General features: G+C 62.5%; 22 protein-coding genes and 1 pseudogene. 18 read left to right on the forward strand and 5 right to left on the reverse strand.

Features of this window, described 5'->3' with window-relative positions; genetic code table 11:
* The first annotated feature begins 91 nt into the window (after positions 1-91).
* The 11 genes and pseudogenes from O7A61_RS11925 (at position 92) to O7A61_RS11975 (ending at position 12,934) form a co-directional block, all read left to right on the forward strand.
* Positions 92-343, forward strand: coding sequence for a hypothetical protein (locus O7A61_RS11925; protein ID WP_027142279.1), 252 nt, complete (start codon positions 92-94; stop codon positions 341-343).
* Positions 337-3,513 (forward strand): efflux RND transporter permease subunit, encoded by a 3,177-nt coding sequence (locus O7A61_RS11930; RefSeq protein WP_027142278.1) that lies wholly within the window; start codon positions 337-339, stop codon positions 3,511-3,513. The genes O7A61_RS11925 and O7A61_RS11930 overlap by 7 nt, the downstream gene beginning before the upstream one ends.
* A 15-nt stretch (positions 3,514-3,528) precedes the next feature.
* The gene (locus O7A61_RS11935; RefSeq protein ID WP_027142277.1) at positions 3,529-4,680 is read left to right on the forward strand and encodes an efflux RND transporter periplasmic adaptor subunit; all 1,152 of its coding nucleotides are present in this window, start codon (positions 3,529-3,531) and stop codon (positions 4,678-4,680) included.
* A 193-nt stretch (positions 4,681-4,873) separates the two neighbouring features.
* Positions 4,874-5,562 (forward strand): annotated as a pseudogene (locus O7A61_RS11940) (GntR family transcriptional regulator).
* 34 nt (positions 5,563-5,596) lie between these two features.
* Entirely contained in the window at positions 5,597-6,703 is a 1,107-nt protein-coding gene (locus tag O7A61_RS11945; protein WP_337129946.1) for a mandelate racemase/muconate lactonizing enzyme family protein, read from the forward strand.
* The gene (locus O7A61_RS11950) at positions 6,700-6,960 is read left to right on the forward strand and encodes a hypothetical protein (protein ID WP_337129947.1); all 261 of its coding nucleotides are present in this window, start codon (positions 6,700-6,702) and stop codon (positions 6,958-6,960) included. Before O7A61_RS11945 ends, O7A61_RS11950 begins: the two co-directional genes overlap by 4 nt.
* A 28-nt stretch (positions 6,961-6,988) precedes the next feature.
* The gene (locus tag O7A61_RS11955) at positions 6,989-7,486 is read left to right on the forward strand and encodes a hypothetical protein (protein WP_337129948.1); all 498 of its coding nucleotides are present in this window, start codon (positions 6,989-6,991) and stop codon (positions 7,484-7,486) included.
* A gap of 146 nt (positions 7,487-7,632) precedes the next feature.
* Positions 7,633-8,397 (forward strand): SDR family oxidoreductase, encoded by a 765-nt coding sequence (locus O7A61_RS11960; protein WP_337129949.1) that lies wholly within the window; start codon positions 7,633-7,635, stop codon positions 8,395-8,397.
* Positions 8,398-8,832: 435 nt separating this feature from the next.
* Positions 8,833-9,807 carry an ABC transporter substrate-binding protein gene (locus O7A61_RS11965; protein ID WP_027142272.1) on the forward strand — a complete coding sequence of 325 codons (975 nt, stop codon included), beginning with the start codon at positions 8,833-8,835 and terminating at the stop codon, positions 9,805-9,807.
* 77 nt (positions 9,808-9,884) lie between these two features.
* The gene (locus tag O7A61_RS11970; protein ID WP_337129950.1) at positions 9,885-10,955 is read left to right on the forward strand and encodes a quaternary amine ABC transporter ATP-binding protein; all 1,071 of its coding nucleotides are present in this window, start codon (positions 9,885-9,887) and stop codon (positions 10,953-10,955) included.
* Positions 10,952-12,934, forward strand: coding sequence for an ABC transporter permease (locus O7A61_RS11975; protein WP_337129951.1), 1,983 nt, complete (start codon positions 10,952-10,954; stop codon positions 12,932-12,934). Before O7A61_RS11970 ends, O7A61_RS11975 begins: the two co-directional genes overlap by 4 nt.
* Before the next feature lie 19 nt (positions 12,935-12,953).
* On the opposite strand, the gene O7A61_RS11980 is transcribed toward O7A61_RS11975, so the two are convergent.
* On the reverse strand, positions 12,954-14,312 hold the full coding sequence (locus O7A61_RS11980; RefSeq protein ID WP_337129952.1) for an NAD(P)/FAD-dependent oxidoreductase: 1,359 nt from the start codon (positions 14,310-14,312) through the stop codon (positions 12,954-12,956).
* Between the two features lie 257 nt (positions 14,313-14,569).
* On the opposite strand from O7A61_RS11980, the gene O7A61_RS11985 reads away from it, so the two are divergent.
* Complete coding sequence (locus tag O7A61_RS11985) at positions 14,570-15,286, forward strand: helix-turn-helix domain-containing protein (RefSeq protein WP_140507935.1); 717 nt, start codon at positions 14,570-14,572, stop codon at positions 15,284-15,286.
* A gap of 16 nt (positions 15,287-15,302) precedes the next feature.
* Here the strand turns inward: O7A61_RS11985 and O7A61_RS11990 are convergent, their stop codons facing one another.
* The 4 genes from O7A61_RS11990 to O7A61_RS12005 form a co-directional block, all read right to left on the reverse strand.
* Positions 15,303-16,343 (reverse strand): heme-dependent oxidative N-demethylase family protein, encoded by a 1,041-nt coding sequence (locus O7A61_RS11990; protein WP_337129953.1) that lies wholly within the window; start codon positions 16,341-16,343, stop codon positions 15,303-15,305.
* A 90-nt stretch (positions 16,344-16,433) separates the two neighbouring features.
* Positions 16,434-17,399, reverse strand: a complete 966-nt coding sequence (locus O7A61_RS11995) for a PDR/VanB family oxidoreductase (RefSeq protein ID WP_337129954.1) — start codon at positions 17,397-17,399, stop codon at positions 16,434-16,436.
* Complete coding sequence (locus O7A61_RS12000) at positions 17,396-17,992, reverse strand: dimethylamine monooxygenase subunit DmmA family protein (protein ID WP_337129955.1); 597 nt, start codon at positions 17,990-17,992, stop codon at positions 17,396-17,398. Before O7A61_RS12000 ends, O7A61_RS11995 begins: the two co-directional genes overlap by 4 nt.
* Before the next feature lie 38 nt (positions 17,993-18,030).
* Entirely contained in the window at positions 18,031-19,164 is a 1,134-nt protein-coding gene (locus tag O7A61_RS12005) for an aminomethyltransferase family protein (protein WP_337129956.1), read from the reverse strand.
* 287 nt (positions 19,165-19,451) lie between these two features.
* On the opposite strand from O7A61_RS12005, the gene O7A61_RS12010 reads away from it, so the two are divergent.
* From O7A61_RS12010 to O7A61_RS12035, 6 genes are read left to right on the forward strand one after another with little or no spacing between them, the layout of a single operon-like run.
* A complete protein-coding gene (locus tag O7A61_RS12010) occupies positions 19,452-19,739 on the forward strand; it encodes a hypothetical protein (protein ID WP_337129957.1) in 288 nt (95 codons plus the stop codon).
* Positions 19,740-19,750: 11 nt separating this feature from the next.
* A complete protein-coding gene (locus tag O7A61_RS12015; RefSeq protein WP_337129958.1) occupies positions 19,751-20,128 on the forward strand; it encodes a hypothetical protein in 378 nt (125 codons plus the stop codon).
* A 32-nt stretch (positions 20,129-20,160) separates the two neighbouring features.
* Entirely contained in the window at positions 20,161-20,322 is a 162-nt protein-coding gene (locus O7A61_RS12020) for a hypothetical protein (RefSeq protein WP_027142261.1), read from the forward strand.
* A gap of 14 nt (positions 20,323-20,336) precedes the next feature.
* The gene (locus O7A61_RS12025) at positions 20,337-21,740 is read left to right on the forward strand and encodes an APC family permease (protein WP_337129959.1); all 1,404 of its coding nucleotides are present in this window, start codon (positions 20,337-20,339) and stop codon (positions 21,738-21,740) included.
* Between the two features lie 46 nt (positions 21,741-21,786).
* Positions 21,787-22,476, forward strand: a complete 690-nt coding sequence (locus tag O7A61_RS12030) for a hypothetical protein (protein WP_337129961.1) — start codon at positions 21,787-21,789, stop codon at positions 22,474-22,476.
* On the forward strand, positions 22,473-22,799 hold the full coding sequence (locus O7A61_RS12035) for a hypothetical protein (protein WP_337129962.1): 327 nt from the start codon (positions 22,473-22,475) through the stop codon (positions 22,797-22,799). The genes O7A61_RS12030 and O7A61_RS12035 overlap by 4 nt, the downstream gene beginning before the upstream one ends.
* Positions 22,800-22,868 lie beyond the last annotated feature (69 nt).

Below are 22,868 nucleotides of genomic sequence, written 5' to 3' on the forward strand. Positions count from 1 at the left end.
GAAGACTGCCAATCATGCGGCTTCGGCCGGTGAAGAGATGAAAAACGGTTCGCGAGCATAGGCTGCGAATCGACAGACAAGGAGCCGGCCAATGCCACAGCGCCGCGATCTTACCATAGATGAGGCCGTCCGGGATCCGATGATCCGGCTGGTGATGAAAGCAGATGGGGTCGACCCCCGCGCCTTCGAGAACATGTTGCGCTCGCTCGCCGATGGGCAGCGTCGCGAGGTGCCGTTGCTGCGTTCACGGGAAGGGTCCCGTAACGGGCACGGCCAATTGTCCAGGGTCGCCAGCGCCTTCGGGCGGGCAAGAGCGGCCGGAGAGGCGTGTGTGTCGTGGTAAACTTCTTCATCCATCGTCCGATCTTCGCCTCGGCCATCGCCATTATCATGGTGCTCGCCGGGACGATTTGTTATTTCCTGCTGCCCGTTTCGCAGTTTCCCGACATCACACCGCCTCAGGTCGTGGTCAGCGCCCACTATCCGGGCGCCAGCGCGCAAGTGGTGGCAGACACGGTGACGACGCCGCTGGAGCAGCAGATCAACGGCGTGCAAGGCATGACCTACATGTCGTCGACGAGTTCCAATGACGGCTCGTCGACCATCACCATCACCTTCGATGTCGGCTATTCCTTGAGCACTGCCGCCGTCGACGTGCAGAACCGCGTTTCCCAGGCGGCCTCGTCGCTGCCGGCGATCGTCAACCAGGGCGGCGTGACGATCAAGAAGCAGAACCCGAACTTCGTCCTGATCGTCAACCTGACCTCGCCCGACCATTCCGTCGACCCGGTGGCGCTCTCCAACCTTGCCTATCTGCAGGTGGTGGATCCGCTGAAGCGGCTGCCGGGTGTCGGCGACGTGCAGATCTTCGGCGAACGGCGCTATTCGATGCGCGTCTGGCTCGACCCGGACAAGCTCGCCAATCTCGGCATCACCGCCGTCGACGTCCAGAACGCCATCGCCGAACAAAACGTCCAGGTGGCGGCAGGCAAGATCGGCCAGTCGCCGGCGCCCGCCGGCACCGCCTTCGAGATGCAGGTCAACGCCGTCGGCCGGTTGAGCGACCCCAAGGAATTCGGCGACATCGTCGTGCGTGCCAACACGGATACGGGTTCGCTGGTGCGGCTGCGCGACGTCGCCCGTATCGAGCTTGGCGCCCTGCAATATTCGTCCTCGGCCTTCTTCGGCAAGGACCCGACCGTGGTGCTCGCCGTCTATCAGATGCCCGGCTCCAACGCGCTCGATCTACAGCAGCGCGTCAAGGACAAGATGCAGGAACTGTCGGCCCGTTTCCCCAAGGGCGTCGACTATGCGATGCACTACGATACGACGCGCTTCGTCTCGGCCTCGATGCATGACGTGCTGATCACGCTTGGCGAAGCCCTGGTGCTCGTCGTGGCGGTGGTGTTCATCTTCCTGCAGAGCTGGCGCACGACGATCATTCCGACCATCGCCATTCCGGTGTCGCTGGTGGCGACACTCGTCATCATGGAGATGATGGGTTTCTCGCTCAACATGCTCTCGCTGCTCGGCATGGTGCTGGCGATCGGCCTCGTCGTCGACGACGCCATCGTCGTGGTCGAGAATGTCGAGCGACAGCTCGAGGCCGGACTGAAACCACTGGCGGCGACAAAAGCCGCCATGGCCGAGGTCACGGGTCCGATCATCGCGACAACCGCCGTGCTGATGGCCGTGTTCGTGCCGGTTGCCTTCATTCCCGGCGTCTCCGGAAAGCTCTACAACCAGTTCGCGCTGACGGTGGCTATCTCTGTCGGCATCTCCGCCTTCAACTCGCTGACGCTCAGTCCCGCGCTCAGCGCTGCCTTCCTACGGCATCGCGGCGAGACGCAGTTTGTTCTGTTCCGCTGGTTTAATACGGGTTTCGACAAACTGTCGCATGCCTACGCCCATGGCGTGCGCTTCCTGATCCGCCTGCGCTGGATCATGCTCGGCTTGTTCGCGGCCGGTCTGGTCGCCACCTATTTCGTCTGGCAGAAGCTGCCCTCGACCTTCCTTCCGGTCGAGGACCAGGGCTATTTCTTCGTCGTCATCCAACTGCCCGACGGGGCTTCTCTGGAGCGCACCGATGCGGTGGCACAAAAGGCACGCGACATCCTGCAGGCGACGCCCGGCGTCGACATCGTCGGCTCGATCAGCGGCCTGAACTTCCTGACCAGCGCGGCGCAGTCGAACTCGGCGGTCGAGTTCGCCATCCTCAAGCCATGGGAAGAGCGTGGCCCCGACCAGAGCGCCTCCAAGCTCGTCGCCGACGTGCGCGGCAAGCTGATGCAGATCCCGGAGGCTTTCGCGCTCTCCTTCGATCCGCCCTCCATCCCCGGCATCGGCACCACGGGCGGCTTCGAATTCGTCGTCGAGGACCTCACCGGCCGCGGCAGCACGGCCCTCAACGACGCCACGCAAGCGGTGATCGCCGAGGCGCGCAAGCAGCCGGAAATCAATCCGCAGCAGCTGTTCTCGCCGTTCTCGACCTCGACGCCGCAGTTCAACTACGACCTCGACCGCGCCAAGGCGAAGCTGCTCGGCCTCAACCTGCCGGACGTCTTCAACACGCTGCAGATCTATCTCGGCTCGCTCTACGTGAACGACTTCAACCTGTTCGGCCGCACCTTCCGGGTGACGATCCAGGCCGACAAGGATTCACGTGCCGGTGCCGCAGATATTTCACGGCTCTATGTGCGCAATGCTTCCGGCGGCATGGTGCCGCTCAGCACGCTGGGCAAGCTGGTGCCGTTCGTCGGCCCGGAAACCGTGCCGCACTACAACAACAACGCCTCGGCCACCATCAATGGCGGCGCGGCGCCCGGCTATTCGTCGGGCCAGGCGGTCGCCGCCATGGAGCGGGCCGCGGCCACCGCGCTGCCCAGGGATTTCGGTTTCGAATGGACCGGCATCACCTTCCAGGAGCTCAAGGCGGGATCGATCGCGTCGGTTGTGTTTGCTCTCGCCATCGTCTTCGTCTTCCTGATCCTGGCGGCGCAGTACGAGAGCTGGGCGATGCCGTTCATGGTGCTGCTGGCGGTGCCGCTCGCCCTGTTCGGCGCGTTCGCCGCACTTTGGGTGCGCGGCATGCAGATCGACGTCTATTCGCAGATCGGCTTCGTCATGCTGATCGGCTTGGCGGCCAAGAACGCCATCCTGATCGTCGAGTTCGCAAGACGGCGGCGCGAGGAAGGCCTCAGCATCATCGAGGCATCGATGGAGGCCGCTCGGCTGAGATTGCGGCCGATCCTGATGACCGCGTTTGCCTTCATTCTCGGCGTAGTGCCGCTGATGATCGCCACCGGCGCGGGTGCCGCCAGCCGTCAGTCGATCGGCACCACCGTGTTCGGCGGCATGGTCGCGGCGACCATCCTGTCGCTGGTGTTCGTGCCGGTCTTCTACGCGGTCATCGAACAGCTGCGCGAACGGCGCGGCGGCGACGAGCCCGCCTCTCAACACACTGAACCAACGGCCAAACCCGCCTTCCCTCCCCTGGCGGAAGCGGCCGAATAAGATTGGAGAATGATCATGCGTAAATGGAAAATCGCGTTGGGAACGGCTGTCGCGCTGGGTGCGATCTCGGTTGCCAGCGTCCACCTGCTGGACATGGGCAATATCAGCCTGAATGCCGGCACGGCCGGGGCGGCGCCGGCCCCAGCAGCGTTCGTCATGCCGGTGCCGGTGGCGAACGTGGTCAAGAAGACGATCCCGATCTATCTCGACTATGCCGCGCGGACCGAGCCGATCCGCAGCATCACGCTGCAGGCGCGCGTCCCCGGCTACCTGCAGGAACAGACGGCGCAAGACGGCGCCGACGTGCGGCAGGGCGACCTGCTCTACAAGATCTCGCCTGACGATTTCCAGGCCGCGCTCGACCAGGCGAAGGCACAGGTACAGCGCGATACGGCGACGCTCGATTATGCGCGTTCCAATCTCGGCCGCGGTACCGAGCTCGCCAAGAGCGGTTACCTGGACAAGGACAGCTTCGACCAGCGCACCAGCACCTTGCGCGGGGCGCAGGCTTCGCTGGCGCTCAACCAGGCTGCCGTGCGCACGGCCGAGCTCAATCTGAGCTATGCTGAAATCCACGCGCCGTTCCCCGGACGCCTGGGCCGCAACCAGGCTTCCGTGGGAACGCTGGTCAGCGTTGCCGGCACCGTGCTCAACACGCTGGTGCAGCTCGATCCGATCTACGTCACCTTCAATCCGAGCGAGACGGATCTGGCGCAGATCGAGGAAGCGCGCGCTGCCGGCCCGATCGAGGTCGAGGTCCTGCTTCCGGGTGAGACCGAAGCCCACCAGAAGGGCGAGCTCACCTTTATCGACAACACGATCGATCACTCGACCGGCACGATCACCGCACGCGCCACCATCGGCAACGCCAAGTTCACGCTTTTGCCTGGCCAGTATGTTCGCGTGCGGCTGCACGTCAAACAACAGCCCGATGCGCTGCTGGTGCCGCAGGTCGCGCTGGGATCAAGCCAGCTCGGCAAATATCTCTACGTCGTCGGCAAGGGCAATACGGTTGACCAGCGGCTGGTTTCGCTCGGGCCGACCAGCGGCGATATGGTCGCCATCCTCAGCGGCGTCGCCGAAGGCGACCAGGTGATCACAGGCAACCTGCAGAAGATCGGCCCCGGAATGCCGATTTCGCCCCTCCCACAGAAACCGGCTACCTGACTCCCCCGCAGGCCCGGTTTCCGCGGCGCCCTCGACCTTTTCCCCGGGTCGCGGGCGCCGTTTTCATGAGCAGACCGACCTGGGCGGCGACGTCGGCGCCGTCGGAAACCGAAAAATCAAGACCACGAACTCTTGTTAGATTGTCGACAATCTGATTGTCTTGTGTTCTGTTCCCGCTGGAGTGGACCGGACGGTGAAGACGGAGTTCAGCCCGATTGCCGACACGACGCGCCGCGCCGAAATCTGGCACTGCTGCGGCGCGCGATCCTGACTGGTCAGCTCGAGCCCGGCCAGAAGCTCAACGAACTCAGGATTTCCGAACAGATGCGGGTCAGCCGTGCGCCGCTGCGCGAGGCGATGCGCGAGCTGGTGCAGGAAGGCATTCTGACCAGCATCCCCTATGCCGGCACCTTCGTCATCAATGTCACCGCCAAGGACATCGACGACGCCTATTCGCTCAACAAGGTGCTGGACGAGTTCGCCATCGAACGGACGTGGAAGCAGCGCGACCAGCGTTTCTTCGAAGAGCTTGACCGGCGGCATGAGGCGGTGAAACAGGCGACCCGCGATCGCGACACCACAAGGCAGATCGAAACCGCGCTGCAACTGCATGGTCTGATCCATGAATGGGCCGACAATTCGGTGCTCCTGGAAACCTGGCAAAGGCTGACCAGCCGTTTGCAGATGTACTTCGCCCTGCACCAGCAGGCGCGAAAGGAACCCGTGCCGGCCGAAGATATCCACGAAACCTATGTGGCGCTGCTCAAGGGCGACGACATGCGTGCCGCCCAGCGCCATGCCCGCGAGCATATCGATCTCGATTTCGAAGAGCTTCTTGCCCATGCGCGCGACCTCGAAAGGCGTCCGTCGAAAGGCGCCTGACCCCTTCCCTCATCGCGGATAATGGATACCCCACGTGCAGATCGAAACCATCAAAGCCTTTCACGTCGTGCAGCCCTTCGTGGACGGCCCCTATCACATGTCCAAGGGACGCGTGGCCGACTGCTTCGACGCCGTGATCGTCTCCATCACCTCCGACAGCGGCATCACCGGATGGGGTGAGATGGCGCCGCTCGGCAATTTCTACTCGGCCGCCTTCCCCGCCGGCACAAGGGCCGGCGTGCCGGAGATCGCACCGCATCTTGTCGGCCAGGACCCGTGCGGGCTGGCCAGCATCGGCCGGCTGATGGACACCGTGTTCAAGGGCCATCCCTACATCAAATCAGCGCTCGACATGGCCTGCTGGGATCTGGCGGCGCGCGCCGCCGGCGTGCCGCTGGTGACGCTGCTTGGCGGCAAGGAAAGCGACACGGCGGAACTCTACAAGGTCGTTACCCATGGCACGGTCAATCAAATGGCCGCACTTGCCGGGCGCATCGTCGAGGACGGTTTCAGCCGGCTGCAGGTCAAGGTCGGCGGCAATGTCCATGACGACATCGAACGCGTCACCGCGGTCGCCGCCTCGGTGCCGAAAGGCACTGTCATTTTCTGCGACGCCAATGCCGGTTGGACACCTTACCAGGCGCGGCAGTTCGCCGATGCGACGCGGGCGATCGACTATACGTTCGAGCAGCCCTGCACGACCATCGACGAGAACATGTCGGTGCGCCGCATGCTCGACAAACCGATGGTGCTCGACGAATCCGTCACTTCGCTCGAGGCGATGCTGGAAATCCATCGCCTCGGCGCGGCCGACGGACTGACGCTGAAGATCTCGCGGCTCGGCGGCGTCACCAAGACCCGCCTGATCCGGGACGTCGCCGTCGACCTCGGCTTCATGATCACGGTCGAGGATACCGGCGGCGCCGAGATCGATACATCCGCCATGGCGCATCTGTCGCTGTCGACGCCGGAGGAGCGCCGGCTGCACGCGATTGCCTTTCATGAATGGGTGACGGTGCGCACCGCGTCGAACGCGCCGCCGGTCACCGGCAGCCGCATGGGCATTCCCGCTGGGCCGGGCCTTGGCATCGACGTCGTTCCCGACCTGCTCGGCAAGCCGTTCTTCGAGATCGGCCGATGAAGATCCGCAGCATCAAGGCCACGCCGCCGACGCCGGCGGCGGCCGTCATCATCAATGATGTGCTCTCCCACCGGCTGGCCGGCCGCGACGCCATCGACATTGCCGGTGCCGAACTTGTGTGCCTGCCCTTCTGGACCGGGGTGCAGTCGATCAACGACCGCACCCGCCTCGGACGGATATTTCTGAGGCCGTCACGTAGTCGATTGCACTCGAGGTCTGCCTGGGTTTCGTATTTCCTCCGTCCCGGTCGGTGTTAGGCTGAACACTCACGGCGGACGACTGCTCATGACGGCATTTCATGATGCGGCCCTTGCCTGGCTCGTTGGCCTCGTCGCGCTGCCCGCAGTGGGATTTGCCGAAAGTCCGCCAGCGTTCGAGCTCAAGCTCGATATCGACCAGGACGGCAAGATGGATCGGGCGAGGGTAACGCAGGAGCTTGGTGCGCCGGCCGATCTCTATATTTACCTGACAACCGGCGAGGAGAAGCTCGATTCCTCGCGTCGCCCCGATTTCGCCGGGAAAGGACTGACGGAAGATCGGGTCCTCGACCTTGAAACCAAGGGCAAGGGATCGCTGGCGATAACGTCCTGCTTCGGATGCGGCGCCAGCAAGTCGACAGAAGAAACCATGACGATCGTCTATCGCCGGGGCCAATTCCTGGTCGGTGGCTACAACCGCAGTTGGAACTGGAACCAGCAGACGTCGGATGGCGTCAAGACGACGCTCGGCGGGCTGCGACATCAACTATCTCACAGGCGTAGGCATCGTCTCCAAGGACCTTGAAGACGGCAAGCCGATCAAGGGCAAGTTCAAGCCCGTGCCGCTCAAGGCCTGGTCCAGTGACCGGCGCCCAAAGGCTTGCGACTTCTGATGAGATTGATCAAAGGACGGCAATGCGCATAACCTTCCTCGACAAGGGAGGCAAGGCAATGGATCTTTTCAAACTGGAGGGCGATGTCGCGCTGGTCACTGGTGCCGGCAGCGGCATTGGCCAGGCAATCGCGATCGGGCTGGCCGAGGCAGGCGCCGATGTCGCCTGTTTCGGCCATACGTCGAAGGGCGGGCTGGACGAAACCGCTCACCGGATCACCGCGCTCGGCCGCCGGGCGCTGGTGCTGACCGGCACCGTGACCTCGGATAGCGATCTCGCGGCGGCTATCGATCGCGTGGAAGCCGAACTCGGTGCGTTGACGGTCGCTGTCAACAATGCCGGCATTGCCGGCTCGGAACCAGCGGAGACACTGCCGCTGGAAAAGTGGCGGAAAGTGCACGAAGTCAACGTCGCCGGTGTGTTCCTGTCCTGCCAGGCCGAAGCGCGCAAGATGCTGGCGCGGGGCAAGGGCTCGATCATCAACATCGCCTCGATGTCGGGCACCATCGTCAATCGCGGGCTGACGCAGGCGCACTACAATTCCTCGAAGGCCGCCGTCATTCATCTGTCGAAGAGCCTCGCCATGGAGTGGGCCGATCGTGGGCTGCGCGTCAACGTCGTCAGCCCGGGCTACACGCTGACGCCGATGAACAAACGGCCGGAGGTGGCCGAACAGGTAAAGATCTTCAAACGCGACACGCCAATGGGACGCATGGCGGCGCCCGAGGAAATGGTCGGGCCGACGGTGTTCCTGGCCAGCCGGGCGTCGAGCTTCGTCACCGGCCTCGACCTGATCGTCGATGGGGGCTACGTCTGCTGGTAACGGGACATGCGAGCCATGTCCCGCCGGCTTCGCCTGCGGTCTGAAATTCCGGCGCGAGCGTGGCGTTAGTCGTTGCGCGGCATGAACGTTGGTATATATAATTTCATCCTATGAAACAGCGCTGGCGAGACGGGGCTTGCCAGGGCTATGGCCGAGAGCAATTCCGCGGAAATGCTCGGGATCATGGGACCTTGATGGCTCGCACCTTGCAGGGCGCCGCAGGACTGGCAATTGATCCGCGGATCGCCGTCGCGGCGATCGATCGGCCATGAGACTGCCCGCCTCGGCAGCGTCCGTGATCACCGAAATCGAGCATCGCCGCGCCTGCGCTGGCGATAACGGCCTTGCGCAACAGCCGGCCTTTCCAACACAATCAAGGAAAGACGCAAAAAGGGAACGACCAACAATCGTCACAGCTTGAAGGAGAACCAAGCAATGCCAATTCGCAGTGTGATTTCGAAATTCTCAATGGGAGCTTTTGCACTTGCCGCGGCAAGTGTGCTGACGCCAACAGCGCAGGCAGCGGCACCGGAATCCAACGACCCGATCAAGATTGCCTTGTTCGACTGGACCAGCGTCAACCTCAACGCCAAGATCCTCGGCGGCATCCTGGAAAAGCTCGGCTATACCGTCGAATACCCGACCGCCGACTATCTCTCCAGCCTGACAACCGGCCTCACCAATGGCGATATCGATGTCGGCCTGGAGTTCTGGGACACCACCGCCGGCGAAGCCATGAAGGCTTCCGACGCCACGGGGCAGACCGAAAGGCTGGGCAAGCTCGGGCCCAAGGCCAAGGAAGAGTGGTGGTTTCCCGAATACATGAAGGAAAAGTGCCCGACCTTGCCGGATTGGCACGCGCTGCTCGACGCCACCTGCGCGGCATCGTTCTCGACCGCCGAAACGGCGCCGAAGGGGCGCTACCTCGGCGGCCCGGTGACCTGGGAAGGTTTTGACGACGAACGCGTCGCGGCACTGAAACTGCCCTTCACGGTCATCCATGCCGGCACCGATGCGGCGATGTTCGCCGAACTCGATTCCGCCTATCAGCGCAAGGCGCCGATCATGCTGTGGATTTATTCGCCGCATTGGGCGCCGGCAAAATACAAGGGCGAATGGGTGCAATTCCCGGAATACACGCCCGAATGCTACAACGACCCGAAATGGGGCGTGAACCCGGACGCCAAATATGACTGCGGCAAGCCGCATGGCGAGATCTGGAAATACTCCTGGAACGGCATGAAGGACAAATGGCCGGTCGCTTACAAGGTGGCCAAGGCCTACACGGTCGATACCGACGAGTTGAACAAGATGAGCGGCGAGATCGACCTCGACGGCAAGACGCCGGAAGACGTCGCCGCCGCCTGGATCGCCGCCCACGAGGCAGACTGGAAAGCCTGGGCGCAGTGATCGCTCCGACTGGAAAAGGGAGACCCGGCTGTTGAGCAGCCGGGTCTCAATTCCTGATGCTCCAGAAGGACGACTGAATGACGGAAGCGATTGAACAGGCATCGAATGCGGGAAAGAATCCCCGCCCGATAAAACTTGCCTGCCGTAATGTCTGGAAACTGTTCGGCTCGAATGCCGCCGATTTCATCCGCGAGCGCGACGGCAAGGCCAGCATGGCGGACGTCTCGGCGGCCGGGCTGGTGGGTGCGGTTCGCGCCGTCGATCTGGAGATCCGGCAGGGCGAGATCTTCATCATCATGGGGCTGTCGGGCTCCGGCAAATCGACGCTGGTGCGCTGCATGTCGCGGCTGGTCGAGCCGACACATGGCAAGGTCGAATTCGAAGGCAAGGACCTGCTCAAGATTTCCGATGCCGCGCTGATCGAACTCAGGCGCCACCGCATGGGCATGGTGTTCCAGAACTTCGCCCTGCTGCCGCATCTCAACGTGCTCGACAACATCGCCTTCCCGCTCAGCATCCAGGGGCAGGATCGTTCGACACGCGAGGCGCGCGCCCGCGAAGTCATCGACCTCGTCGGTCTGCGCGGGCGCGAACATTTCTACCCGCGCGAATTGTCGGGCGGCCAGCAGCAGCGCGTCGGCATCGCCCGCAGCCTCGCAACCAAGCCCGAGATATGGTTTCTCGACGAGCCGTTCTCTGCGTTGGATCCGCTCATCCGCCGCGAAATGCAGGATGAGTTGATGCGGCTGCAGACCATGCTGCACAAGACCATTGTGTTCATCACCCATGATTTCGACGAGGCGATCAGGCTCGCCGACCGCATCGCCATCATGAAGGACGGCGAGGTGATCCAGATCGGCACGCCGGAAGAACTGGTGGTCAATCCGGCGACCGACTATGTCGCCGAGTTCACCCGCGACGTCGACCGCGCCAAGGTGATCTCGGCGCGCAGCCTGATGCGCGCTTGCGACGGCGCCGAGCATGGCGGCACCGTGGCGCCGGGGGCCAAGATAGCGAGTTTTTCCGCCAGCATCGTTGCCGTCGGCAAACCGTTCGCGGTGATCGACGGCACCGGCACGCCGATCGGCGAAGTGACGCCGCAAGCGGTGATCGATCTGCTGGCCGGCATCGAGCGAGCCGGCGCATGACGGTAACGGCAAGCGCCAGCCAGACAAGACCGCCGGTTCAACGCTGGCTGGTGATCTGGGTGCTCGCGCTTGCCGCCGTGCTGGTGGTGTTCCTGCTTCAGGACAAACTGCCATGGGCCGTCAACTACCCGGTCGAGGCGGTCGTCCCCGTCGCCGACTGGGTCAGCACGCTGATGGGCTGGATCAAGTCGAACCTGTCCTGGCTGACCCGCTCGGTCACCGCGGTGCTCGGCGTGCCGCTCGACTTCGCGCTCAATCTCTTGGCCAAGAATTTCAAGTTCGGCCATGGCGCCGACGCTTTCGTGTTGCCGCGTTTGTCCTGGGTTGGCGTCTGCGCGGCGGCGTTCCTTGCCGGCTATGCGGCCGGCGCCAGAAAACTCGGCCTGCTGGTTGGCGGCTGTTTCCTCTACATCGCGCTGTTCGGCCAGTGGACCAGCGCCATGCTGACCCTGGCGCTGATCTCGATCGCCGTGCCGTTCTGCATCGTCACCGGGCTATTCGCCGGCATCTGGGCGTGGCGCAAGCCGTGGGCGGAGCGGTTCGTCGTCTCCCCTGCCCTCGACCTGATGCAAACCATCCCGACCTTCGCCTATCTCATCCCGATGCTGCTGCTGTTCGGCAACAGCCCGGTCTCGGCGATGATCGCCACCGCCATCTTCGCCACGCCGCCGATGGTGCGGGCAACGATGCTGGGCCTATCGCGGGTGCCGTCCGAGATCGACGATTTCAGCGAAATGGCCGGCTGCACGGCGCGGCAGAAACTGTGGCGCGTGCTGCTCCCCTCGGCACGGCCGACGCTGATGGTGGGCGTCAACCAGGTGATCATGCTGGCGCTGAACATGGTGATCATCGCCTCGATGATCGGCGCCGGCGGGCTTGGCTACGACGTGTTGCTCGGCCTGCGCGCGCTCAAGGTCGGCGAAGCGATGGAAGCCGGACTCGCGATCGTCGCGCTCGCCATCGCGCTCGACCGGCTGAGCCAGGCCATCGCCCACAAGCAGGCAACAGGCAATGTCCACCGGTCGTCCGCGAACCCGCGTTTCTGGCGGCGCTACCCCAATCTGACGCTGGCCATCGCTGTCCTTGTCGTCACGACGCTGCTCGGCCTGTTCGTGCCGGCCTTCGCGTCCGTGCCGAAGGCGATCACCTTCACCACCGCGCCATTGTGGAAAGCGGCTGTGAACTGGGTGACGATCAACTTCTTCGACGTCATCGAAGCGTTTCGGGTGGCGCTGATCCTCAATGTGCTCAATCCGCTGCGCGCCTTCTGCGAAGGGTTCCCGTGGCTGGGTGCGGTGTTCCTGCTCGGCCTTGCCGGCTACCAGCTCTCAGGTTTGCGGCTGGCCGCACTTGTCGCGGCACTCACCGCCTTCTGCGCCATCACAGGCCTTTGGGAAAAAACCATGGCGACGGTCTATCTCTGCGGCATATCGGCCTTCATCGCCTGCCTGATCGGCATTCCAATCGGGCTTGCGGCGGCGCGCAGCGACCGTTTCGAAAAGATCGTCACGCCCATCATCGACACGCTGCAGGTGCTGCCGTCCTTCTGCTTCATCATTCCGGTGGTGATGCTGTTCCGTGTCGGCGACGTCACCGCGATGATCGCCACGGTTGCCTTCGCCGTGGTGCCGGCAATCCGCTACACCAACCACGGCATCAGGCAGGTGCCGCCGGCGCTGATCGAGGCCGCGAAAGTTTCGGGCTGCACGCCGCGCCAGACCTTCTTTCGGGTGCAACTGCCGCTGGCGCTGCCGGAGATCATGCTCGGCGTCAACCAGACCATCCTGATGGCGCTGGCGATGATCATCATCTGCGCCATGGTCGGCACGCGTGACCTCGGCCAGGAAGTGTTCATCGCATTGTCGAAGGCCGATTCCGGCCGCGGCATCGTCGCGGGCCTGGCCATCGCCTTCATCGGCATCGTCGCCGACCGGCTGTTCAATGCCTGGACGGCGAAGGCGCGGGCAAGGCTCGGATAGTCAGGAAGATGCGCCGCGGCTACTCCGCCGCGACGCCCTTCACCTCAAGGTAACTCTCCATGGAATCGTCCAGCGCCTGCAGCCAGGGCGTGTGGTGCAGCGGCGCCATGGTCCCGGTCATCAGCGAGCGGTAGGCGTGGTCGCGGAAGCTCATAATGTCTTCCGCCTTGTGGTGCTCCCACTCCATGAAGGTCTGGTTGACCGCCTCGACGTCGAAGCCGGGATAGTCGGTCTGGTCCATCAACTCCCTGGTGTAGTCACCCTGGAACCAGATCATCTGCTCGGCGTCCTCGAGCATTTCCTCGCGGGCGCGCCATTTCGCGCCATGCGCCGCCATCGCCTCCGCCGAGGGCAACTTAATGCGGCCCATAATGACGTCGCGCGCGAACCAGGCCTGCGCGTCAAACATGTTGAAGGTATAGAACTGGTCCTGCATGCCGATGTACGAAAGCTTCGGGTTCTTCTCCCAGACGACACCCTCATAGAGGTCCAGCGGCCACATGCGGTTGGCGGTCTTGAGCTTGAGGTCGTCGGTGAGGAAGGGGAAGGAATGGAGGTAGCCGGTGCACAGGATGATGGCGTCGACATCCTTGGTGGTGCCGTCCTTGAAATGCGCTGTCTTGCCGACGACCTTCTGCAGCAGCGGCACCTCTTTCCAATTCTCGGGCCATTTGAAGCCCATCGGCTTCGAGCGGTAGCTGGAGGTGATCGATTTCGCGCCATATTTGTAGCATTGCGAGCCGATGTCCTCGGCCGAATAGGAACGGCCGATGATCAGGATGTCCTTGCCCTTGAACTCCATCGCGTCGCGGAAATCGTGGCTGTGCAGGATGCGGCCGTTGAAGGTCGAGAAGCCTTCGAAATAGGGCACGTTGGGCACGGAGAAATGCCCCGAAGCGACGACGACATTGTCGAACTCCTCGGAGTAAGTCACGTCATTGGTGCGGTCATGCGCGGTGACCGTGAATTTCTTCGTCTCGTCGGAGAAGGTGACCATGCGCACCGGGCTGTTGAAGCGCACCCATTTGCGCAGGCCCGACTTCTCGACGCGGCCCTTGATGTAATCCCACAGCACGGCGCGCGGCGGATAGGAGCCGATCGGCCGGCCGAAATGCTCCTCGAACGTGTAATCGGCGAATTCCAGGCATTCCTTCGGACCGTTCGACCAGAGGTAGCGGTACATCGAGCCGTGGACGGGGTCGCCATGTTCGTCGAGGCCGGTGCGCCAGGTGTAGTTCCACAGGCCGCCCCAGTCGGACTGCTTTTCAAAGCAGACGATCTCGGGAATGTCGGCGCCCTTGTCTGCGGCCGACTTGAAGGCCCTGAGCTGGGCCAGACCGGACGGTCCGGCTCCGATAACGGCAACGCGAGTGTTCATTCCGGGCCTCCTCTTTTTGATTTCCCCAGCGAAACAAATTTCACTGGCAGTGACAGTAATTGGCCGCTTGGTGCTGTCAACAGACATCTGCGGGAACGGCATTTGAGCACAGCGAATTCCTGGCGAAAAACCTGCGGCAGCCGCGATGGCCGCACTGCCGTGTGCGACATAAGATGACTTGCCGTTGCGGTTGCGCTCTGTATCGGCACCTGACATGTTCACCTTGAGTGAAATAAATCCTTATGATCGGGGGCGACATGGCAAAGGCAATTTCGGATACCAAGGCTCCCGCGAGCGCAAAGGCAAAACCGTCACCGAAAGTGTCGGCGGACGGCAGGACCATCCGCGCGCCGCTGACGCAAAACCCGCACGCCATTCGCGACACCCGCGAAAAAGTGCTGGAGGTCGCGATCGGCCGCGAGGTGCGGGCGTTCCGCAAGAAGCTCGGCATCACCGTCGCGGATCTCGCGGTCGCCACCGACATTTCGCTGGGCATGCTGTCGAAGATCGAGAATGGCATCACCTCGCCGTCGCTCACCACCTTGCAGGCGCTGTCGCGGGCGCTCGGCGTTCCCGTCACCGCCTTCTTCCGCCGCTTCGAGGAGGAGCGAAGTGCTGTCTTCGTCAAGGCCGGACAAGGCCTGGATGTCGAGCGCCGAGGCACGCGCGCCGGCCACCAATACAATCTGCTCGGCCATATCGGCTCGAACACCAGCGGCGTCGTCGTCGAACCCTATCTGATCACGCTGACCGAGGATTCCGACGTGTTCCCGACCTTCCAGCACGAGGGCATGGAGTTCCTCTACATGCTCGAGGGCGAGGTCGTTTACCGGCACGGCAGCAATCTCTACCCGATGAAGCCCGGCGACAGCCTGTTCTTCGACGCCGACGCACCGCACGGACCCGAACAACTGACGAAACTGCCGATGCGCTATTTGTCGATTATCTGCTATCCGCAGAATAGTGCGGGGTAAGTGGCCGATCTCCCCTTTAATCCGGCCCAAAACCCGGGCTCGTCGGGCTGCCGTCATCCAGCTTCGACAGCCACTCGACCAGCGTCGACCGATACCGGGTCAGGCCTTTGTAATTGGCCAGTTCCTCGGGCAGATCGCGGATCACGCGGTGCAGGCGCCGTGCCCATTTCGGCTGCGTGACCAGCTCGTCCATCTTGATCAGGTAGCAGCGGATCGGGAAGACGATGCCGTTGGAGCGCGGCAGCCGCCAGAAGCTTTGCAATTCGACCCGCAGATGCACCTTGTCGCCGACATTTTCGGGCGTCACGGTCGTGCGGTCCGGTCCCCATTTGTGATAATTTTCGGGGCTGGTATCGAGGCGCGGATTGATGGTCATCGTCCAGTTCAGACGCCTGGCCGGTTTGCCTTGCTGGATGTTGGTGAGGAATTTTAGCGCCCTGACGAAAATCCCCTTCTCATGCGCCAGCGGCACCGGCGCGTGCCACTCGAAGAAATTCATGCCGATGTCGAAATCGAGCGACCAGTCGGCCTGGGTGGTGACCATGCCGGCATCCATCCACAGATTGCCGTCGCGCTGGTCGAGTATGCAGAAATCGCCCTGGCTCTGGCGGGTGATGTATTCCATCGGCCCGTAAGGCAAGGTCGAGGTGTCGCCGAAGGTGAAGGTGTCGTCGATGCCGAGCGGCCGGTTGATCCAGCGCCAGCGGTCGCCATCGCGCGTCAGCGTGAAATGCTCGGGATAGCCCAGCGCATGCTGCTCCATCAAAAGTTCCAGCAGGTCCCAGCCGGCGAGCGTCATGTGCGGCAGCGACTGGCAGCGCAACGGATCCTCGGCCAGCACCAGCGCGCGGTCCTGCATCTCGGCGACATAGTGCTCGTCGACGTCGATCAGGTTCTCCAGCACCGAGCCTTTCGGGCCGACGACATGCGGCTCGATGTTGACCGCGTACATGTAGCTGTCCTCGTGGAACGGGAACGGAAACCGCCTGATGTGCTCCGGGCTGTTCCTGAAGGTGAAGTCGTCGCGGAACGTTTCCTTGCGAAAGGTGATGCCCATGTTTTCCTCCTAGAGCGGGATGCCGGCTCTATCTCTTTGTTTTAGCCGCATTTCTGCGACGCCAAGTGTATTAGCTTGGCTGCAAATGCTCTATCGCTCCAGCACCAGCGACCGGCCTTCGAAGCGCGACACGCACGGCATGATCTTCCTGCCGGAACGGTGGTCTTCCTCGCTCAGCCAATGGTCGTTGTGGATGAACTTGCCGTCACACGAGATGACATTGGTCTCGCATTGGCCGCAGACGCCGCCACGGCAAAGATAGGGCGGATCGACACCGGCGGCTTCGATGGCTTCGAGCAGGCTCTGCTGCTCGCCGACGCGGATGGTCTTGCCGCTGACGGCAAGGGTCACGTCGAACGGCAGACCGGGCTGGGGCGCCGCGAAGTGCTCGTAGTGCACGGTCTCCGGCGGCCAGCCGAGCGCGGCAGCACGGTCGCGCACCCAGTTGATCATGCCGGCGGGGCCGCAGACATAGAGATGCGTGCCGAGCGGCTGCGAGGACAGCATCCGGTCGAGCTCTATGCGTTCCTCGCGGTCATCGTGATAGAGCCTGACTCGACGGCCGTAGCGCTCCCGCAGCACGTCGGCATAGGTGCCGAGCGAGGCGGTGCGGCAGGTGTAGTGCAGTTCGAAATTGCCGCCTTCGCCCGCCAGTTGCGCGGTCTGGGCCATGAACGGCGTGATGCCGATGCCGCCGGCCAGCATCAGGTGCTTTTTGGCCCTGAGATCGAGTGAGAACAGATTGACGGGATAGCTGATCACCATCTCCAGGCCCGGCTTGACCGACCTGTGCATGAACAGCGAGCCGCCACGACCGACATCGTCGCGGCGCACCGAGATGGTGTATTCGCGCGTGTCGAGCGGCGAGCCCATCAGCGAATAGGGATTGAGCCTTGTGCGCTCGCCATCGCGCATCTCGACCACGACATGGGCGCCGCCGGAAAAGGTCGGCAACAGCTCACCATCACGCCGGCGAAAATGGAAACGGGTGACCAGGTCGTTGACCGGGACGACATCGCTGACGACGACGTCGAGCTTGGTGGTTCCGGTGCTCATCGAAAGATCTCCTCCATGGGAGGAATTTCACTGCGATCTTCGGCATTGATGCAGACGCCCTGGAACGCGGCGAGGCGCCTTGAATAGTGATCGCGTACCAACAGAAGCAGGCCACAATGCGAACAGGTCGCCGGCTGCGTCGTGACATTCTCGGTGATGCCCTTGCAGTGCACGCACTGCATGCGCCTTGCCAGCGAGCCGCGATGCTCGGTCTGCATGGAGGTATGATCGATGCCGGCTTCGAGCGCCACCTGCATGGCCTGGCCGATCAGCCCTTCGGTGCCGGCGAGATAGAGGCGCAGACCCATATGCGCGTTGGTCAGCGTCTGCTTCAGACGCGGCAGCAGACTGGCGAAGGACGGCGCGATGTGCAGTTGCGCCGGCTTCAACGCTTCGAGAGCGGCAACGTATTGGCCGTCAGGACCGGGAATGAAGACGATTTCGGCCCCGTCGAAGAACCCGCCCGGAGCCCTGGCGGCCATGTCCGTTATCGCGAGCGCGCCTTTCGCATCCGCTAGGAAAAGATGATGCGTGCCGGGCTGCGGAGACAGGGTCCCGTAAATCGGCCGGCTGATGATGGTCTTGGCTGCCATTCTGTCTTTGTGCCTCGAAACCCCTCGTCGATTATGCCTCAGCCTTTCGCCGTGCGCTTGGTCTTCTTGGGATCGTCGAACGGCAAGGGCTGCGCCGTCGCCTTGATGGAACCGCTCTTGTTACGGATTTCGAGCTTGGTGTCCTTGACCGCGCAGTCGACGTCGAGCCGGGCGATGCCCATCGATTTCTCGACCAGCGGCGAATACATGGCGCAGGTGACCACGCCGACCTTTTTGCCGTCGCGATAGATCGGAGCGCCTTCATCGGCCGGTTCCTTGCCGTCGAGCAGGACGCCGTAGATCTTGAAGCGCTCCTTGCCTTTCAGGCGATAGTGCTCTTCGGCGCCGCGGAACCCGGTCTTGCCGGGGCTGACGGTGAAGTCGAGGCCGAGTTCCCAAAGCGTGTCGCCGGGGCCTTCGTTCTGGAACGGGTACTTCTGCGAATTGTCATAGGGGTAGAACAAGAGGTAGCTCTCGACGCGCAGCATATCGAGGGTGGTGAAGCGGCACGGAATAATGCCGGCGCCCTTGCCCTCGTCGAGGATCCTGTCCCAGATCGTGCCGGCATCCTGGCCACGGCAGAAGATCTCGTAGCCCCGCTCGCCGGTATAGCCGGTGCGCGAGATCATGACGGGGAAGCCGAACAGCTGCGTCTGCATGTGATGGAAATAGTTGAGGTCGCGGATGCCGGGCACGTGCTTGGCCAGATAGTCGACCGCCGCCGGCCCCTGCAGCGACAAATCATGCAGATTGTCGTCGAAGCGCAGCGACACGTCGCGGCCCATCGCCGCCCGCTGCAGTTCCTCGTGGCCGGTGCCCGAGCCGTGCACGACCATCCAGGAATTCGGTCCCGTGCGGTAGAGGATGCAGTCGTCGGTGAACTTTCCCGCTTCGTTCAGCATGCAGGCATAGGCCGACTTGCCGGGATAGATTTTATCGACGTCACGCGTTGTGGCGAGGTCGATGAGATGCGAGGCGTGCGGCCCTGTGATGTGCACCTTCTTCAGGCCGGAAACATCCATGAGCCCGGCCTTGGTGCGGATGGCGATATATTCCTCATCGGCATCCTTGTCGTAGGTCCAGGCGGTGCCCATACCGCTCCAGTCTTCGAGTTTCGACCCCAGAGCGCGATGGCGATCCGCCAGGGTTGAAAATCTCCAGGATGCCGTCATCCGCTCGTCCTCCGTTCGAAAATCCTGCTGTTCCCTGCTCCATTGCCCGAGGCCGGAGCTTTGGATGGAATATTGACCGCAAACGCGGGAAGCCTGCAATCCCCTTGAAGCAAATAATTTCATTGTCAGGCAAAATTGTTCACTCGAAACGAGCGGTTAACGCCGCGTAAATTCGTCTTGACAAGTCGGAGATTCCGGCGGAACTTATGAAAAAAATTTCACTCTCTTGAAAGAGAGCGGCGGGCGGTGGATTCGGAACCGGACGTCGGCAAAGAAGGGGAAAACCGATGTCAGACCTGCAGCAGCGCATCGAGGCGCTGTACCGCTCCGACTTGCGCGGATCCGCGCTCCTGATCGTCTGCCTGTGGGCGACGATCCTCTTCGTCCTCTTCATGACATGGCCATACATTCCGCAGAGCGGCATCAAGGCCGTCGTCGCCCTGGCCGCCGCCGCGGTGCTCATCTTCAACACGGCAGCCATCCTGGCGATGGTCAAACACTACAAGGAAGACAAGGAGTTCATCTACGGGCTCGACATCAAGAACGCCGACGCGTCCCGCAACCGCAAGTCCTGAGGGGAGAAACAATGTCCCGCTATATGCCGCCGGAACAGAGCAAGGCCGGGCAAGTCTTCGACATCGCCGTTGTGGTGGTCGCCATCTTCGTGGCGCTGTGGCTCCCGCTGAAGCTTGGTCTTGCCGGTGCCGCGAAATCCATCGATGCGCTCGATGCCAAGACCTGGGAAGCGCTCGGACAGAATCCGACCATGGCGTCGATCTGGGAAAAGCTCGGCTATACGCCGGAAACCGCGCACGACATCATCCAGAACCGGTTCCACTACATCATCGACTGGCCGACGCTGATCATCATGGCGGCCGTGCTGATCGGTTATTTCGTGTTCCTGTTCCGGGCATCCGACCGCGAATATCGCGATGTCATCAACGAAAAGTTCGACGACAAATAGAGTTTGACGACGAAGAATTTGGAGACACGGTCATGTGGGTGGCACTCTCTTACGCATGCTGGGGCATCTCGATCGTGCTCGCGCTTTGGATGCTCTACGACTGGTTCAAGGTTGATACGAACTACTCCGAGGACGTTCTGACCTCGTCGCGCGAAGGCGAGCTTGAAGCCGTTTCCGAAAAACACCGGATCTGAGTGGGGATTGATCGATGACGGTCGCGCTTGAAAACACCACCACCACAATTCACGGCGACCGGGTATCGCTGCTTCGGGTGCTTGGCCCGGCCCATGTCTGGGCGCTCGGTGTCGGCATCGTTCTGGTCGGCGAGTTCACCGGCTGGAATTTCTCGGCCGACAAGGGCGGCGCGCTGGCGGCCCTGATCGTGTGCTGGGTCGTCGGGCTGCTCTACACCTCGGTGGCCATGATCGATTCCGAGGTGACGTCGACGGTGGCCGCCGCCGGCGGCCAATATGCGCAGGCCAAGCACATCGTCGGCCCGCTGATGGCCTTCAACGTCGCGCTGTTCCTGGTTTTTGCCTATACGATGCTGGAAGTGTCCGACGCCATCCTGCTCGGCGACACCATCGTCGCCAAGGCGGGAGTCGAAGGGCTAACCCACAATTCCTTCATCGCCGCCACCATCGTGGTTCTGGCCTGGCTCAACTATCGCGGCGTGCTGATGACGCTCAACGTCAACTTCGTCATCACGGCCATCGCCTATGTCTCGATCGTCGTCCTGTTCTTCTCGGTCAGCCCTTGGACGCAAGGCACGGTGCTGAAGCTCAACGAACTGGTCACTCCAGGCAACGCGCTGCCCTATGGCTGGATCGGCGTCATTGCCGCCTTCCAGTTCGGCATCTGGTATTATCTCGGCATCGAAGGCACCACGCAGGCGGCCGAGGAAGTGCGCTCGCCGGCACGTTCCCTGCCCTACGGCACCATGGCCGGCATGATCACGCTTCTGATCGCCGCCGCCATGACCTGGTATGTCTGCGCCTCGCTGATGCCTTGGGAATATCTCGGCATCACCTATTATCCGCTGTGGGACGCCGGCAAGCTGACCGGAAGCCCGCTGCTGGAGAACCTTCTGTTCATCGCGACGCTGCTCGCCGCGCTTGCCTCCGCCAATGGCTGCATCAACGACGCGGCGCGCGCTTGGTTCTCGCTCGGCCGCGACCGCTATCTGCCGAGCTGGTTTTCGGCGGTCCATCCGAAATACCGCACGCCCTACCGGTCGATCCTGTTCCTGCTGCCGATCGCACTGGCCTTCGCCTTCATCGCCGATCTCAACCAGGCGATCACCTTCTCGATCCTGTCGGGCGTGCTGCAATACACTTTCATGAGCATCAACATCATGATGTTCAGGAAGAAGTGGCCGCTGGGCTCGATCCGCCGCGGCTACACGCACCCCTTCCATCCGCTGCCGGCAATCGTCCTGTTCTGCCTGTGCGTGGTGACCTTCTTCGCCATCTTCCTCGGCTTCGGCTCGCAGTTGATCGCCATGGTCGCCTTCTATTTCCTGATCTCGCTGTGGTTCCATTTCTACCGCTACAAATTCGTGCGGCGGGGCGACCAGTTCACCATGCCGTGGCCGAAGCCGCAGGGCTATTGATGGGAGTAGGCCCGCCCAGGATCTGGACGGGCCTTGCACGAAAAAAATGTCCGAAGTGACATCAGCACTGCTTGCCGGGGCAATTGTCCTGGCTCTCGTCCTTCATTTTGCGTGGCTGGCACGCCGCAGCCGCGACAAGGCCTCGGCAGCGCTCGCCACCGGCGAGGCCAGCATTCGCACCGTCGTCGCGGACGCGGCCAATGTCTCGGACGGCACCGCCGGCGTCATCACCTGGGAAGGATCGTGGAACGGCCAACGCGTCCAGTTGCGCACCATCGTCGACACGCTGGCGACGCGGAAACTGCCGGCGCGCTGGCTCAGTGTTTCGATCACCGAGAAGGTCGCGGTGTCAGCCATTTTCGATATGATGATGCGGCCGGGCTCACCGACGACCTTCTCCAATTTCGATCATCTGGACCATACGCTGCCGAAAGCTCCGGGATTTCCAGCCGAAGCGGTGCTGCGGACGGACCGCAGAGGCACGCGTTTTCCGCAAGGCATCATCGCCGGTCATCTTGAAACCTTTGCGGATGGCCGCGCCAAGGAGCTGCTGATCACGCCAAACGGAGTGCGCATCGTGTGGCTGCTGGCCGAGGCCGAGCGGGCACGCTACGGCGTCTTCCGGCAAGCAGCGTTCAGTGACACGCGGATCGATGCGACGCTGATCGAGCGGCTGCTCGTCTCTCTCTCGAAGCTGCGGGACGCCATCAACCAAAGCGAACGGCAGGTGGCATGAGCACTTCAAACACATCGCCGGCACCCGTGAGCCCTTATCTCGTCCTGGGCGCCGCAATCGTGCTGCCGGCAAGCGGTCATGTCATTCTTGGCGTACCCGTGCGCGGACTGCAGTTCCTTTTCTTCATGGTCATCCTGGCCTGGGTGACCGCCAAGATTTCGCCGCCGGATGCGAGCTTCGTCGGCCGTCATGCGGGCGGCTTTCTGATCTATGCGCTGTCGATCCTCGACGCCTACAAAATCGCCCGCATCCGTACCGCCAAGTGGGCTCATAATGCCCGACCGCAGGGCGATACGCAGAGTGGCATTGAGCCGCATACGTAATCAGAGGAAAATTTTTTTCATCCCATTGAATTCCAGGATTTCATTCGGTACATCATCTCTAGTCACAAA

It is taken from the genome of Mesorhizobium sp. Cs1321R2N1 (assembly GCF_037179725.1).
Lineage (GTDB): Bacteria > Pseudomonadota > Alphaproteobacteria > Rhizobiales > Rhizobiaceae > Mesorhizobium > Mesorhizobium salmacidum.